At 40.9% G+C, this 16,385-nt stretch carries 10 protein-coding genes; 2 read left to right on the top strand and 8 right to left on the bottom strand.

Annotation, left to right across the window (positions count from 1 at the left end; translation table 11 throughout):
• Positions 1-227 precede the first annotated feature (227 nt).
• The gene (locus tag AA637_RS00375) at positions 228-431 is read left to right on the top strand and encodes a hypothetical protein (protein ID WP_446683433.1); all 204 of its coding nucleotides are present in this window, start codon (positions 228-230) and stop codon (positions 429-431) included.
• Between the two features lie 182 nt (positions 432-613).
• Here the strand turns inward: AA637_RS00375 and AA637_RS00370 are convergent, their stop codons facing one another.
• The 8 genes from AA637_RS00370 to AA637_RS00335 form a co-directional block, all read right to left on the bottom strand.
• Positions 614-808, bottom strand: coding sequence for an HNH endonuclease (locus AA637_RS00370; protein ID WP_446684502.1), 195 nt, complete (start codon positions 806-808; stop codon positions 614-616).
• 204 nt (positions 809-1,012) lie between these two features.
• On the bottom strand, positions 1,013-2,206 hold the full coding sequence (gene ltrA, locus AA637_RS00365) for a group II intron reverse transcriptase/maturase (RefSeq protein WP_446684501.1): 1,194 nt from the start codon (positions 2,204-2,206) through the stop codon (positions 1,013-1,015).
• Between the two features lie 485 nt (positions 2,207-2,691).
• On the bottom strand, positions 2,692-3,519 hold the full coding sequence (locus AA637_RS00360; protein ID WP_446683432.1) for a HEAT repeat domain-containing protein: 828 nt from the start codon (positions 3,517-3,519) through the stop codon (positions 2,692-2,694).
• 75 nt (positions 3,520-3,594) lie between these two features.
• On the bottom strand, positions 3,595-10,038 hold the full coding sequence (locus AA637_RS00355; protein WP_446683431.1) for an Hpt domain-containing protein: 6,444 nt from the start codon (positions 10,036-10,038) through the stop codon (positions 3,595-3,597).
• Positions 10,039-10,213: 175 nt separating this feature from the next.
• Entirely contained in the window at positions 10,214-11,911 is a 1,698-nt protein-coding gene (gene ilvB, locus AA637_RS00350) for a biosynthetic-type acetolactate synthase large subunit (RefSeq protein ID WP_446684500.1), read from the bottom strand.
• Positions 11,912-12,085: 174 nt separating this feature from the next.
• The gene (locus AA637_RS00345; protein ID WP_446683430.1) at positions 12,086-12,973 is read right to left on the bottom strand and encodes an alpha/beta fold hydrolase; all 888 of its coding nucleotides are present in this window, start codon (positions 12,971-12,973) and stop codon (positions 12,086-12,088) included.
• A 35-nt stretch (positions 12,974-13,008) separates the two neighbouring features.
• Complete coding sequence (locus AA637_RS00340) at positions 13,009-14,208, bottom strand: FAD-dependent monooxygenase (RefSeq protein WP_446683429.1); 1,200 nt, start codon at positions 14,206-14,208, stop codon at positions 13,009-13,011.
• A gap of 139 nt (positions 14,209-14,347) precedes the next feature.
• The gene (locus tag AA637_RS00335; RefSeq protein WP_446683428.1) at positions 14,348-15,334 is read right to left on the bottom strand and encodes a methyltransferase domain-containing protein; all 987 of its coding nucleotides are present in this window, start codon (positions 15,332-15,334) and stop codon (positions 14,348-14,350) included.
• A 93-nt stretch (positions 15,335-15,427) separates the two neighbouring features.
• On the opposite strand from AA637_RS00335, the gene queG reads away from it, so the two are divergent.
• Entirely contained in the window at positions 15,428-16,372 is a 945-nt protein-coding gene (queG, locus tag AA637_RS00330) for a tRNA epoxyqueuosine(34) reductase QueG (protein WP_446684499.1), read from the top strand.
• Positions 16,373-16,385 lie beyond the last annotated feature (13 nt).

Genomic DNA, 16,385 nt, shown 5'->3' with positions numbered 1-16,385 from the left:
GACTATTTATTATATTTAATGGAAAAGTAACCGATGAAATAGGTCGAAGCAATCAAAATTTACAGTCGAGTAATATTTTTGTTGAAAATCAGTTTATTACTAATTTTGTATTATCTAATAGACGAGAAAAAGCTAATATAATTTTTGAAAATAATTATGAATTATCGGTCAAGACACTAATTCAATCAAACAAAGAAATTAATCTAGGCTCATTTGAAAAAACGGCTTTGTTTTATTTATTAGGTGTTGAAGATTATTTAGGTGAAAGAAAAGGTAAAAATCTTATTTTACATAATGGAAAAACTGTAAAAGCGGGACTGGGATCAAAAAACTTACTTAATAATTTATTACTCTCTTTAGAAGAAGCTAATAAATACTATATATTTAAAGAACGCTTTATTAATATGGCAAAGAATATATTTGTCGGGTAAGTAGAGGGGATTACTCCCCTTTTCTCCCCTAAGAACCGTACGTGCAAGTTTCCAAGCATACGGCTCAAGCATTCACATCTACTATATATTCTAATGGATATTAGAATAAACTAAGTTGAATGTTGGTTGACAATTCCTCTGTTACGTTCTCCTTAGAGTATTGTCCTTTTGGTGTGTCCGTTTCATGTCTCTGTGTTGCTCTCACAGCGACTTTGTGTTGAGCTTTGTGGCAGTAATAATGCAGTATTTATTACTAGGTTTTTAGTGTTGTCACTTCCTCCTAAAGCTCTTGGAATGATGTGATGTATTTCCGTTGACTCACCGTTAAACAACGACTGTTGACAGTGTGGACAAGTGAAGTTTTGTTGCTTTGCAATGTTTCTCCATCTTGCGTTGAATTTTTCAGATTCCAGTTTGTCTAGTTTCTTTTTCCTTTTGGAAAAATACTCCCTTAATTCTGGGTTATCTAGTGAGTTGGTTTTCTCAATGAGTTCATGGCGTTTTATTTTAATCCATGTGAACTTAGTTATGTAGTTACCATTGGATTTATTACCAAAGACCTATTTATCATCCCTACTGGGTTAGAATCTCCCCCAGTATTTAAGTATCGTAAACTTCTTAGATTTGGTGGGGTGCATCCTTTTAACATATCGGACACATCTTTTAAATAAATAATTATCAAGATGTGAAAAGATTTTCTTACTTACTGCATTTCGGTAATAGTTTCCCCAACCTCTCACTAACTCGTTGATTTTACCAATTAGTAGGTCTAATGGTTTACTTAGATACTCTTTGAATATCTGTTTGATTTTATATTTTACGTTTTTGATTGACTCTTTGGAAGGTTTTATGAGACATTTGTAACCCGTCTTCGTGTTACTGACTTTGTGTTGTCTGATGTTATAACCTAAGAAATCAAATCCTTCTGTTATGTGAACAATCTTTGTCTTTGCTTCTGACAAGTTTAATCCTCTCTTACTTAAAAAGGGTTCTAAATCCTTAATAGCTTGTTTGGCATCCAACCTGTTTTCGCAGAAGATTACAAAGTCATCGGCATATCGGACTAAAGCCCTCTTGCCTGTTATCTCACCTCGGCAAGTGTATTTGACACCGAGTGCTTCTTCCATACCATGTAGTGCTATATTTGCCAAAAGGGGACTAATAACACCCCCTTGTGGTGTACCTGATTGAGACATTTCGAGCGTGTTATTATTCATAACTCCGCATTTGAGCCATTGTTCGATATATTTCCTGTAAGGGAAATTACCTAATATCTCTAGTAGTGCTTCGTGTGTGATATTGTCGAAACACTTCTCTATGTCCGCATCAACAATCCATTTTTTTGTCTTGTTGGGTCTTGCTAAAGAATAAATCTTGGCAATAGCATCATGGGTACTCCTACATGGTCTAAAACCGTAACTGATTCCCTCGAAGTGAGCTTCCCAATAGGGTTCTAAAGAGTTTCTCACCATGTTTTGAATGCAGCGGTCATATACTGTGGGTATCCCTAGTGGTCTGACCTTCCCATTCTTCTTGGGTATAAACTTACGAAGTATGGCTTTGGGGGTGTAACCTTTTCTCAAGTTTTCTTGAATTATTTTGATTAATTCCTCCCTATTTTTTGGAGTCGTGATTAGAATTCTATCTACCCCTGCCGTATTCTTGCCATTATTAATCTGAGTAACCTTTCTAACTGATACCAGTATATTTGAGAGGCTACGAGTTAATAACTTTTGAAGGTTTCCGATTTTTCTTTTTAAGGACTTGGCTTTAATAAGTTGCTCCTTAGTAGGTGATGGCAGTTTTCTCTGTCCACGATTCCGTTTTACTGATAAGGTTGCCCTTTATCTATCTTTTCCATAATAATTCAAAACTGTCTCCGATTGTAAATAGAGCGGTAAACACCTGTTAGAAGTCAGCACTCTTTATGGTCATCTATGATTCATATTCATAAAATGTATCACTTTTATACACTAATACAAAAATAGTGTATCAAACCCTCGTTCTTCTCCTAACCTAACCTTAACGAAGAAGTATAGATTAACGGAGCTTCAAACGCATTATTCGACTTCATGTCCATCTTTACCTAGCCAAAATTTTGATTGTTAGATTTTTCTCCATCTTGACATTTAACCCTCTAGCTGTGATACCTCCTAATTACTCAGGACGCACCTTCGGGCGGTAACGAGGGGGATGACTCCCCTGCTTGATTTTCTCAAGACTCAAAGAATGCAACTTATCAGGTCGCACTATGATCAATTTATAGTAGTGAATCCATGAGATTCATCACCATCATAGTATCATCAGACAATTCCTGCTGATTTTGTTGATCTATTTTTACTTGATGTTCCAGTAATCCTTTCATAGCAATGAGTTTGAGGCTATTTTCAGCATAGACAGAGGCGATCGCACTTGCCGAATCCACATAACCAATGGCTCCTAAATCCATCAAAGCCGAGCGTCTTAACTGTAACTCTTTACCCTTGAGGGCTTCTACTAACATCTCTCCATAACTCTTATCCCCCGTCAGTTGATACATGGCTCTTTGGGCAGCATATTTCACTTTAGGAAAAGGATGTTTTAAGAAGGGTTTAACTAAACTCAGGTCATTTTTAGCCTCCAAACCCCCTAAAGCCTCCAATATTGCTTCATAGGGTTGATAGAGGTGAGGTTTTTCGGGTACTGTATCTATGGCATAATCAGTCAATGCACCTTCGGAAACTGCTTTTTTTAGTAAATTTTGTAAAGGTGCGATCGCCCTTTTATCCCCCAACATTTCCAACGACTGCGCCGCCGACTCTCTAACATAGTAATCCTCACATTCAAGGCACTTTATCAAGGGCATAACAGCACTTTCGTCCCCAAGTTTACCGAGGGCTTTAGCAGCATTACGACGGAGAGGAAAACCCCCATCGGGGGCAATATCCTTGGTATCTTCTAGGACGTTAATGAGGGCTTCTACGGCTTGGGCATCATTTACCCGAAATTTGCCCAACCACCAAGCAGCATAGTAACGGAGTCCTAAATCTTCTGTTTGGGTTAAATTAACAATCGCACTTTCAACGGTTAAATCTGGGGCTTGTGTCATAAAAAATTAATAGTTTACTTAAGGTTTCATGAATAAATAGGCAAGAGACGATAATTATCCATTCTCAATTATCCATTATCCATTGACTAAAACACTTTCTCCCACCAAATTTTTAATAGCTTGTAAGAACTTTTGCTCAATATAAGGCTTAGTAAAATAAGCATCTGCCCCCAGATGGGTAGCCAATTTTTGGTGTTTTTCATTGCTACGGGAAGTCAGCATTGCCACAGGAATTTTACTAATTTCAGGGAAACGACGACGTTGCCCCAAAAATTCAAACCCATTCATATTAGGCATCTCAATATCACAGATTACTAAATTAATATTAGAGGTTTGTTGTAATTGATCAAGGGCTTCCTTACCATCCTTTGCCTGTAATACCCGATAACCAGACTTTTCAAGGGATAAGGCAAGGGTTCGTCTCATGGCGGCGCTATCATCAACCACTAAGACAGAAGTAACTTTAAACACCCCTGATGAGGACTTACGGGATGATTCCCCTGTACTTGATAGAGTCGTATTCAAACTACTACCGGGCTGAGTGGCTTGGAAATAGTTTTCTAAGAGAATGGCGCTGTTAACCACAGGAATCAAAGTACCATCCCCAAGGATAGTACAACCATAGGTATAACTAGGGGCGCTTAAGGCACCACCAAAAGGCTTGATTACCAATTCTTGCTCACTGACTAGGTTATCCACTTCGATGGCGAATAATTCTTGCCCCTGACGGATTAAAAGTAATGGTTTGCCCCAATCTTTGGGGGTGGGTAATACCTCTAGGGCTTGGGTGGTACTATTGCTAATATCGGGCATATGACAACGATAATGGAGTAAGTTATCTAAGCCGTAGATAGGAATAATACGGTTTTCAAAGTGGAGGAAGCGTTTGTTGCCAGAGGTTTTGATTTGTCCCGCATCTGGTACGACAATTTCTTCGATGTTATCCGAAGGTAGGGCATAAAATTGGGATTCGGCGGATAATACTAATAGCTTATCGATGGTAAGGGTTAAAGGTAATTTGAGGGTGAAAGTTGTTCCCTGGCTTGGGTTTGAGTCCACCGAGATAGAACCTTTCAAAGAGCGTAATTGCGATCGCACAATATCCAAACCCACCCCACGGCCTGAAATTTCCGTCACCGAAGCGGCGGTGGAAAAACCGGGTTGAAAAATCAAATCGAGCAAATTATCCTTGGAAGCTACCGCCAACTGCTCAGGGGTTAGAATACCACGCTCTACGGCCTTATTGCCGATTTTATCAAGATTTAAACCACCCCCATCATCTTTCACTTCAATAATGGTTTGGTTACCCTGATGATAGGCTTTTACTTCAATTATTCCCGTCTCTGACTTTCCTTTCTGACGACGCACCGAAGGTGTCTCGATACCATGGTCAAAACCATTACGAATTAAGTGTACCAGAGGATCATACAATTTTTCTAAGGCTGCTTTATCTACTAATACGTTTGTACCGCTTAATTTGAGGTTAACCTTCTTACTGTATTTAACTGACAAATCCCGTAACACTCTGGGGAAACGGTTTAACACCTCCCCTAACGGTAACATCCTTGCCCACATCAACTCATCTCGCATGCGATTGAGCATTTGACGTTGATTTTCCATGGTTTGTCCCGACTGGGCGGCATAAAGGGCGATGTCATCTACAGATTCTTCTAACTGAATCATCTGCTCAATTAACCCCTGTACCACATAGTAAAGGTTATCATAACGATCCATTTCCAACGAGTCGAAAGCAGAAATTAAGTCCATACCCCCATCCTCAGAAATACTGAGAGGGAAAGAAGAATTACCCTGAGGCACGTTAAATTTTTCGGGGGAGGTGAGCATTTTATCAGACAACTCCCTGAGGGCATTGGCGGTGGATTGGAAACGACTAAAACGCTCTAAAAGATCTTTTACGGAGGTTTGTAGTCTATCATTCTGCAAGGATAAACCATTACGGTTAATGGACAATTCCCCAATAAGGTTATTCATCCTTTCAAGGCGTTCTAAATCTACCCTTACGGTAAGATTACTTTTAGGTTTAGGGACAGAGGGAGTAACTTGAGGGGTTATGGGTTGTTTTTTTTGCTTTGGTTGAGATTTTTTACCACGGACAAACTGGTTTATATCAGCTTCTTCTTTCAATCCTGGCAATTTATCAAAGACGTTTTGTAAAGACTCTATTTGTTGTTCAATATTTGCACCTGTGGCGGGAGTTTCCTCATTATCTTCGGAGGTTTTTTCTTCCCTCTCCACAGGAATGAAGGATTCTGGGGTAATAGTTTTTTTAGAATCTTTTACCACATCACCAATTAATTCCTCAATGGTAGGAATGGATGAGGTATCCTCATTTTCTGGGGAATTGTCATTTTCGATGGTGCTAAAAGTAATTTTTTCCCCAAAAACATCATCTAAACTGGGGGATTCTTCTTCCTCTTCTTGGGGAGATATGTCGATGTTATCAAATTCGGGAGCGGTAAATACGTCTTCGAGGGAAGGTATGGTGATATTTTTGTCTTCTTCTAAGGCCATGTCTGAGGCTTTGGAGAGAAGGTTAATTTCTTCTTGGCTGATTTCGCTGGTGAAAATGTCTTCGAGGGAAGGAATTTCTGACTCATCTTGATTTTCTTCGGTGTCATCCAAGGATTCTATCATGGCAAATTCATCTTCTTGATTGCCAAATACTTCATCAAGGGAAGGGGAATTGGTATGGGTTTCCTTGTCTTCGAGGGCAAAGTTAATTAATTCATCAGCATCGGTGACAACATCACTTAATACGTCTTCGATGGGAGGTTGTTCGTTTTCTTCTTCGAGATAGAAAATTTCTTCTTCATGGTCGGTATCTTTTTCTCTCACAGAGGTGGCTGTGGGGCTGTTATGGGCGAAATCAATCAATTTTTGACTCGGAGAGCCTCCTGTACTGCGATCGCCCCCTAGCACCAAATCACGAGCTTGATCAGCATCTTGAATAACGGTTTCAATAATAGCAACCACTTCATGGGGGTTATTTTCGAGCGCCGTTAAACCCAAGTGGGCAATGGATGCAAAACCGCTCAGATTTAACATCTCCCCAAACCCGGCAAATACCTCTAAGGTAGCCCGTAATTCCCCTGCTAGGGGTTGGGATGTAGGGGTAGATAACACCGCCCGTAATCGCTCTAATTCTTGAGCCACATCCACCTCAAACATCGATTCTACTATGTCCACACCTAAATCTTCGGAGGAGGGAATAAAGTCATCAGGACGGTTGAGGGCATCCCCTAACCTGTTTTCGAGGGCTTTCCATACCTCTTGGGCGTTGGCAAGGGCTACGGCGGGTTGATAGGTACCTGTTTCCAATTGTTCGGTTAAGGCTTCTTTGAGACAGTCAAACCCATTGAGTAAAAGGGTTTCTAATTCGTCGTCAATGATGATGGTTTCATCATAAAATACTTTGATAATGTCTTCGAGACGGTGGGAAATAGTTTTCACCGCTTCTAAGCCGACACTGGCGGCACCTCCTTTGATGGAGTGGGCGGCACGCATAATTTCGTGAATTTTTCCTGTGCTGCGCTCTTGTTTGAGGGTTAATAAACCTTCTTCCATCATGGCGAGTAATTCGGGGGCTTCTTCGATGAAGAATCCATAACTAGGCTCGTTGATGTCGATGGGAGCTTCTTGATATTCTTCTATGGGGGTAGTGTCTTCTTGATTAATGCCTGCAAGGGTTAACAATTCCTCACTGGGGCTTCCTCCTGTTTCCCTATCCCCTGCCATGACTAATTCATGGGCTTCTTTTATGTTATCTAAAAAGATAGAGGCGATCGCCCTTAATTCTTCTGGTTTTTGTTGTAGTATATCCCCTGTAATCTGACAAATTTCCACAAATCCGGGTAAATTCAACATCTCCCCAAACCCTGTAAATATTTCTGTTTGTAAGCTAAGGGTTTCTTGGAGAGTACTATCATCGGCTTCGGTTGCACTTTCCACCGCACTAATGCCCTCTGCCACATCCACCTCAAAAATAGAAGTAGCAATGTCAATACCCAAATCACTAGAAGAAGGCAAAAACTCCTCTGCCTTGGCTAACTCCTCCCCATATTTTTCTTCAAAACCTGCCCACATTTCATTAGCCAAATCGAGATTAAATTTTTCATCAAAATCCTGATTTTCTAATCGTGCCATGAGGGGTTGTCGTAATAGTTGGTATATATCCCGCATATAGGCGGTTAATTCCTCATCAAGGTTGATATTCTCGTTGAAAAGGGCTTTAAAACTTTTCTCTACCCGTAGGGCAATATTACCAATATCCTCTAAACCAGCACTTCTTGCACCCCCTTTGAGGGAATGGGCAGCCCTTGCTATTTCGTTAATTTCGTTGATATTATCAGGTTCAATAACTACTTGTTCAAATCCTGTATCGATAAGCCCGATTAATTCTGGAACTTCCTCAATAAAAAATTGATAGGATTGTTGTTGTAACTCCCGTTGTTGTGCTAACTCATCATTATTTTCATCAGCATACTGGGCAAAGGCATCTTCTAAGCTATCAAATTCCTCTGAGGTAGTTTGTTGATAGGCAGGGGTTTCTTCTTCTCCCATTTCTGTTAAATTTTCCATCAAGTTAGCGAAGTTGAAGTTATCTTCCTCAAAGTTTTCAAAGTCAATAATTTCCTCTTGATTGATTACCTCCTCAGCAAAGTTTGCAAAATCAATGGTTTCCTCTTCTTCGGCTTCACCTTCTTCTACTAAAGACGCAAAATCGAGGGCTTCTTCCTCCTGATGGACTACTTCCTCGGCAAAGTCTGCGAAATCAAAAATTTCTTCTTCGGTATCCAATTCAGGGTAATCAACTTCATCAAGGGGTAAACCATGGTTAATGTCAGATTTTTGACTTATGGCGAGGGATTCCTCTAAACTATATTCAGGATCATTAGTATCTAGTTGTCCTGATAGTTTTCTTAACTCCATGGAAGGATTACCGCCATAAGTGCGATCGCCCCGTAATACTTCTTCTTGCGCACGGGTTACATCTTCTATGAGTAAATAGGTAATTTCTTTTATATTTTCGGGATGATTGGCGATCGCCATAGTGGTAGCCTCAGCAATTTGACGAAATCCTGAAAGTTGAAACATTTCGCTAAAACCAAGGAAAACTTCCGCCTGTAACAATACCTCTTCCGTAAGATTTTCTTCAGGCAAACTTTCCACAATTTCTTGTAAATGTTCAATGGCATCTCCCACATCAGATTCAAACATAGAGGCAACCATATCCACACCCAAATCACTAGAAGAAGGTAAATAATCATTAGGGGCAATATGTCCTAATTTTTCATCTAAACTAACCCAAATACCATGGCTTTTCGCTTCCCATTGTTCCCCATGGCTTCCTGTGTCTATTTGCTCCGTTAAAGCACCTTTAAGACAATCAAAACCATCTAACAAATAACCTTCTAATTCAGTATCAACTATTACCTCTTCATCAAAAAGAGCTTTGATATAGTCTTCCATTTTGTGGGAAATGTTTTTAATGGTATTCAAACCCACACTAGCGGAGCCACCTTTTAGAGTGTGCAAACCCCGCATAATGTCATTTATTTTGCCTACGGTTTTATCTTCTTTCAAAACTAATAAATTAGCTTCAATTTCTGCCAAAATATCAGGCACTTCTGCCACAAAAAATTGATAGCTAGAGTCATTAATATCTACGTTATTGCCCTCTAATACAGGCTTAATCTCAACATTTTCTAGTTCAATTTTAGCATTAATATCTTGGGCTAAAGTAACAATTTCTGGGCATGAATTTCCCCCCTCATTGTTATCTCCTTGCAATACTAAATCACGACTTGTTTCTAAGTCTTGAAGTAACAAATTAGCTATTAAAATGACCTTATCAGGGTGCAATTCTAGGGCTTTTTGTGTAGTGGTAACCAAAGAAGAAAAACCAGATAAATTTAATAACTCACTAAAACCAATTAACACATCCAAACAATCAGACAACTCTTCTAGGGGATTAAAACTACTAGGAGAAGCAACCAAACCCTTTAAGCGACGAATTTCTTGGGCAATATCCACCTCAAAAATAGAAGAAATAATATCAATACCCGACTCTTGAGAAGAGGGCTGATAATCCTCCATATCATGAAGATAATCCCCTAATTTTTCCTCTAATTGTTGCCATACTTCATTTTCTTGGGCTTGTTGAGTATCAAAACTCCCTGTTTCCATCTGTTGTGTGAGGGGTTGTGCCAGACAATCATAACCTGCTAAAAAAAGGCTTTTTAAATCTTGATCAACGGTCAAGTCTTGATGATATAAAGTTTTTAGATAGTATTCTAATTTCTTCGCAATATTACTAATAACCTGTAAACTTACCCCTGAAGCCCCTGTTTCCAGAGCATTGACAGCTTTGATAATTTGGTGAACTTCAGCGGTATTGCGATGACTTTGGTTTAGATTATTTAAGCCTTCTTCTATTTCTTGCAATAGTTGGGGAACTTCATCAATAAAAAATTGATATGCTTGGTTAAGTAGATTCATGATTGTTACTGATTTTGCACAACGGACGTGGAGAGGTATTGGTTTTTAGCCCTTCTTTTTAGTTTAACAATGATCCTCTTGATTTGAACATTTTGTTAAGGATAAGGCACAAGGGGAATGGATAATAAAAAAGTCCCCCATGAAAGGGAGACTTGGACTTTTAATCAAAAACTAATTATTTAAAAATGGGAGGCTCTTTTGGTAAGCCCAACATTTCTGAATTACACTTACCCGGGGCTACCATGGGATAACAGTTTTCATTAGATGTTACCTGAACATCCATTAACACAGGGCCATTATGGTCAAGCATCTGTGCGATCGCACCTGATAACTCATCACGACTACTAACCACCATACCTTTGACTCCAAAAGCCTCAGCCAGTAATTTAAAATTAGGCATCCCCGTGGACATATTAGAAGAAGAATAGCGCTCCCCATAAAAAGTTTCCTGCCACTGACGCACCATACCTTGCCAACCATTATTAATGATGACAATTTTCGCCTTAATATTATATTGAGCCAAAGTAGCCAACTCTTGGAGATTCATTTGGAAACTAGCATCCCCACTGATGCAGATAACGTCCTCATCAGGCAGTGCCACCTTAGCACCCATTGCCGCAGGCAGTCCGTAACCCATCGTACCTAAACCAGCACTCGAAATCCAACGACGAGGGCCAGTTTTAAGAAATTGAGCAGACCACATCTGATGTTGTCCTACATCCGTAGTATAACAAGCATGGGGAGCCTGACGATTCACTTCTACAATTACCTCTTGGGGAGACAAACTACCTTCAGGCTGAGGTACTTCTAAAGGATAATCCCTTTTCCATTCATCAATTTGAGCCAACCAATCTTGGGTAACAGTTTGCTCTGGTAAATTTAGCTCCTTCAGGCGATCCAAAATTTGAGTTAAAACTTGACGCACATCCCCCACAATCGGCACATCAGGACGGCGATTTTTACCCACCTCCGCAGGATCAATGTCAATGTGGATAACCTTTGCACGGGAAGCAAACTCATCCAATTTACCCGTTACCCGATCATCAAACCTTGCACCCACCGCAATCAACAAATCACAACCCGTTACCGCAAAGTTAGCATAGGCTGTGCCGTGCATCCCTAACATACTCACAGAAAGAGGATCATGTTCATCAAAAGCTCCCAATCCCATCAGAGTAGTGGTCACGGGGATTTGGAAACGATGAGCTAAAGCCTTAACTTCCTCATGGGCATTGGCCAAAATAGCACCACCACCCACATATAACAAAGGTTTTTTCGCCTCACCCATCAACTCAATGGCTGCATTAATCTGACGAGGATTCCCCTTGACTGTGGGGCGATAACTAGCTAACTTTACATCCCCTGGATTCACAGGCACATAATCACATTCTTCTAAGCCTACATCCTTAGGAATATCGACCAAAACAGGACCGGGGCGCCCTGTACTAGCAATATGAAAAGCTTCAGCGATAATCCAAGCAATATCACGGGCATGACGAGCCACATAGGAATGTTTAACAATGGGTAAAGTGATGCCAAAAATATCAGTTTCTTGGAAAGCATCAGAACCAATAGCCGCACGGGGTACTTGACCTGTAATAATGACCATGGGAATAGAGTCCATGTGGGCCGTAGCGATGCCCGTTACAAGGTTGGTTGCCCCAGGCCCTGAAGTACCAAAACATACCCCCACTTTTCCTGTGGCCCTTGCATAACCATCGGCAGCGTGGGATGCCCCTTGTTCATGGCGTACGAGGATATGTTTTAATTGTCCTCTGGCTTCAAAGCGATATAATTCATCATAGATAGGTAAAATAGCTCCCCCCGGATAACCGAAAATATGTTCCACACCATGACGGCAAAGGCTATCCATGAGTGCGAAAGCTCCAGTTTGTTTTACTGAAGCTACATCGGGGGACAGTTTTACAGGGGAAAAGTTAGAAGCTACCATATAAGTTTTTTTATTTCATCGGCAATGATCTCTATCCTTTCTATTGTAAAGCCCCTGTGGGTATCTTGTAATTAGTTTTTGTTTATTTGTTACATTTTACAGACATTTTTCCATCCAATCACTGATAATCTGACTAACCTGTTCGGGGGCTTCGTCATGGGGACAATGTCCTGCATTGAGGTAGTGTTCCGTTAGACTTGGGCAAAATTCTTTAAATTTAGCTCCCCTTTCCTTGGTTCTCATCCAGGGGTCTGCTTCTCCCCAAATGGTCATCAGAGGGCATTCTAGTTGCTCTAGGAGTTGATCAATTTTGTCTCCTTCGGGATTTTTGAACACCGATGCAAATACTTGCAATGCACCCTCATCACAAGAGGGACGATAAATATCTTCGATTAGTTGATCGTTGATGGCGGTATTATCTAAATAAACTTTTTCGAGGGTTTTGCGAATATTTTTTTTATTTCTGAGACGTTGAAACAGGATATATGTCACCCATGATTGACGCAACACTAGCCCTGTTATTTTTTGAGCGATGGTAGGGTTTTTTTTCTTGGTATCGGAAAACGGGCCAGCACTGTTGATTAGGATTAATCCTGCAACATTATCCAGATACTCGGCAGCGGTGCAAAGGGAGGCATAACCACCGAGGGAGTTTCCTGCTAGGATGGTGGGTTTTCCTATTTTTTCTTGGATGAAGTCGTTTAACTGTTGTCGCCAAAGGATACCGTTATATTCCCATGGGGGCTTTCCTGAGCGTCCAAAACCCATGAGATCGATCGCCCATACTTGGTAGTTTTCTTTTAGTATATGGATATTTTTACGCCAATGATCGGTGGATGCTCCAAAACCATGGACTAATAATAGGGGAGGTTTAGTCGGGTTTTCTACCCCTGCTTTGACATAATAAACCTGCTCTCCTCGCCACTGCCAATATTCCCCGGGCAATGAGGGTACATCATGGATTGATTTGCTTAAAACTTCCATTTTTTATATTTAGTTTTGTTAAGTTATATTAATAATTATAAAGGAAGGGTCAGGGGATCGTAATTGTAAATCCAAGCGGTTTTTTGATTGAGTAATTCTCCGTTAATGGAGGATATTAGTTTTAAGCCCGTATCTCTTACCATGGCTTTAATACCCGTAGCGTGGAAAATATCGGCGTTGTTGCGGGAGGTTTGTTGGACTTTGGTGGTGCGTTTTAGTCTTAAGTCTTGATACTTGATAAATGCTTTTTCGATGGTAGTTTCTTGGTCAATACATAGGGCTAAAATGTAGGCATCCTCTATGGCCATGGCTGCCCCTTGGGCTTGGAAGGGTAACAGAGGGTGGGCGGAGTCTCCTAAAAGGGTAATTTTGCCCTGAGTCCAAAAAGGAAGGGGTTTATGGTCAAATAGTCCCCATTTGAAACAAGGTTCGGGGTTGGATACCAAGTCTTTTAAAATGGTGTTGAGGAGGGGGGATTGATTTTGGAAGTTTTCGGCAATTTCTTGTTTATCAGCGGGAATTGTCCACCCTTGCTCGTGCCATTGGGCATCTTTGACGACTAAAACCAGGTTTAACCATGGTTGGGTTTTATTTTGGTTGCCGTTGGGGTAGGCGACGACATGATGATTTTCTCCCATCCATACGGTGGCTTTGTCCATGAGGGAATTATATTCTGGTGTGAAGGGTAATATGGCTCGATAGGCTGCATATCCTGCATATTGGGGTTTCTCTGTGGGGAAAAGGCTTTGTCTAATGGGCGATCGCACTCCATCGGCTCCCACAAGGGCATGGGTAGTAATGGAATTTTTATTTTCAAAGTTTAGAAAAATCTGCTCTCCTTCTACTTCATAGGATTGTAATTTCTGGGCGAAACTGATTTTATCTTTATTTTTGAGGGAATTGTATAATAACTGATGTAAGTCTGCACGGCGACATTGATAGTAGGGAGTGTCACTTTTTAGCTTCCACTGGGCTAAGGTATTATTACTTTTAAATGATTTTAATTCAAAACCCAAACAACGATGGGATATAGCTTCTAATTCTTCACCAATGCCTAAATCTTGTAATACCCTCACCACATTCGGGCTTAATTGCAAACCATAACCCAAAGCCTCAAAGGAATTTGCCTGTTCGTGTAGATGAAAGTCGATTCCTTTTTTTTCTAAAGCGAGGGCAAGGGTTAAACCTCCGATTCCAGCACCAATGATGGCTATTTTCTTTGAGTAAGTAGGCATAATTAAATTGATGTAGGTAAGGAATAACAAGGGGCTAAAGCCCCTTGCCGTCTTTGTTTTGTTTCGTTTTTCTAGTCTTCAAACCCTTTGTCTAGGGTATCTCCTGTGAAAAGGAAAGGGGAGGAAAAGAAAATTTTATCTAAGCGTTGACGGTTTCGGAAGTAGTACCAGCTTGGGCGGTGGTGGCAGTTTGAGCTTTTGTGGCTTTGAACATCCCAAAACGACATAAACCGGCACCAAAACCGACGCGCATTAGCAACATGGTAGGTACTTCGCGCAAGGATTTAATAAAACCAGAAACACCAAAACGGATGATACCTTCAGGTCTTACAATCCCCTGCCAGATGGACTCTAACCAAGAGGGTAGGGTTTCCTGTGTCCAATCAGCATTAACTACTTCCCCTTCTACCATGCCTGTTTCGGCGATTTGCTCAGAAAAGCCTTCAATACTAGAGAAGGAAGGGTGGGACCATTGATCTAATAATTGACGCATTACTACTTTTTCCCATCCGTTGAGGGGGATTTGGCGATCGTCTCTTTGGTTCCAGTCGGCTACTACTAATGTACCACCTGGCTTAAGCACCCGCATCATTTCTTGGGCATATTTTGCTTTATCGGGCATGTGGGGGCCTGCTTCGATGGACCATACTACGTCAAAGCTATTGTCAGGAAAGGATAAGTTAAGGGCATTATCTACCTGAAATTTGGCACTCACGCCTTCGGGAGTCAATTCGGTGGCTCGTTGTACCTGTTTAGGGCTGATGGTGATACCTGTGGCATCAAAATTATAGCTTTTTGCTAAAATGCGGGTACTGCCACCAATGCCACAACCTACGTCCAAAACTTTTGTACCTTCGGGTAATTTGTCTAAACCACCCCATTTAACCATCTCATGGACAAAGTCGGCTTTTGCTTCTAAAAAGTCTTTTTTTCTTGGTGGTGAGCCATAATGTCCGAGGTGAATATGTTCTCCCCAATAAAATTCTAATATACCGTCATCAGTCCATTCGTCGTAGGAGTTGGCTACGGTGTCGGGGGATTCAAAACTGCGGGGGGTTACTAAATAAATAACGATTCCTACTACTGTTAGCAGGGCGATCGCACCTAAAATGTAATATAGAGACATTAATATAAACCTTTCTACCTTAATATTTGTTTACAATTGTCTTATAATATCATTTTTTGTAAGAATTCAGCAGTTTACTAATACCCACTGATGATGAAGCTAACAGCACAAGAAGTTAAACAAAAGGCGAAGGAAATTGGTTTCCATGAAGTGGGCATTGCTTCGGTGGAGGAGGTAGGGGATTATCATCAACGGGCGGTTAACAATTTACAAAAATGGTTAGATAAGGGTTATCAGGCAGACATGAAGTGGATGGGTAACCCCAAAAGGCAGAATATAAATGAGTGTATGGAGGGGGTGCAATCGGTGATTTCCGTTGCTTTAAATTATTATACTCCCCATGAGCGTTCGGGGAATCCAGAGGATGCTAAAATTTCCCGTTATGGTTGGGGTAGGGATTATCATCGCATTATTCAAAAGAGGTTAAAAGTTTTTGCTCAATGGTTTAATGATATGGGCATCGAGGCGAGGTATTATGTAGATACGGGCCCGATTCAGGATAAGGTATGGGCGCAAAAAGCTGGTATTGGTTGGATTGCCAAAAATGGTAATGTGATTACCCGAAATTATGGAAGTTGGGTTTTTTTTGGGGAAGTTTTGGTTAATATTCCTTTGGATGTGGATAAACCCCACACTAATCATTGTGGTACTTGTACCCGTTGTATTTCTGCTTGTCCCACCGACGCCATTACCGAGCCTTTTGTGGTGGATGCGAATCGGTGCATAGCTTATCATACCATCGAAAATCGTGCGGAAAGTTTGCCCAGTGCGATCGCCCCTAACCTAAATAATTGGGTAGCAGGGTGTGATATATGCCAAGATGTGTGTCCATGGAATCAAAGATTTGCTCAACCCACCGACATCGAAGACTTTAATCCTTACCCCGAAAACCTGAACCCAAAACTAACCGAATTAGCCCAACTATCGGACGAAGAATGGGATAAAAGATTTACCGCCTCCGCCCTCAGAAGGATAAAACCTGCCATGTGGCGCCGTAATGCCCAAGCACAAATTAATAACCTAATACCTAACACCTAAACCCTACCACCTA

The sequence above is a fragment of the Cyanobacterium sp. HL-69 genome (assembly GCA_002813895.1).
Taxonomy (GTDB): Bacteria; Cyanobacteriota; Cyanobacteriia; order Cyanobacteriales; family Cyanobacteriaceae; genus Cyanobacterium.
The sequence above is the reverse complement of the archived record's forward strand: the minus strand, read 5'-3'. Positions and strand labels throughout refer to the sequence as shown.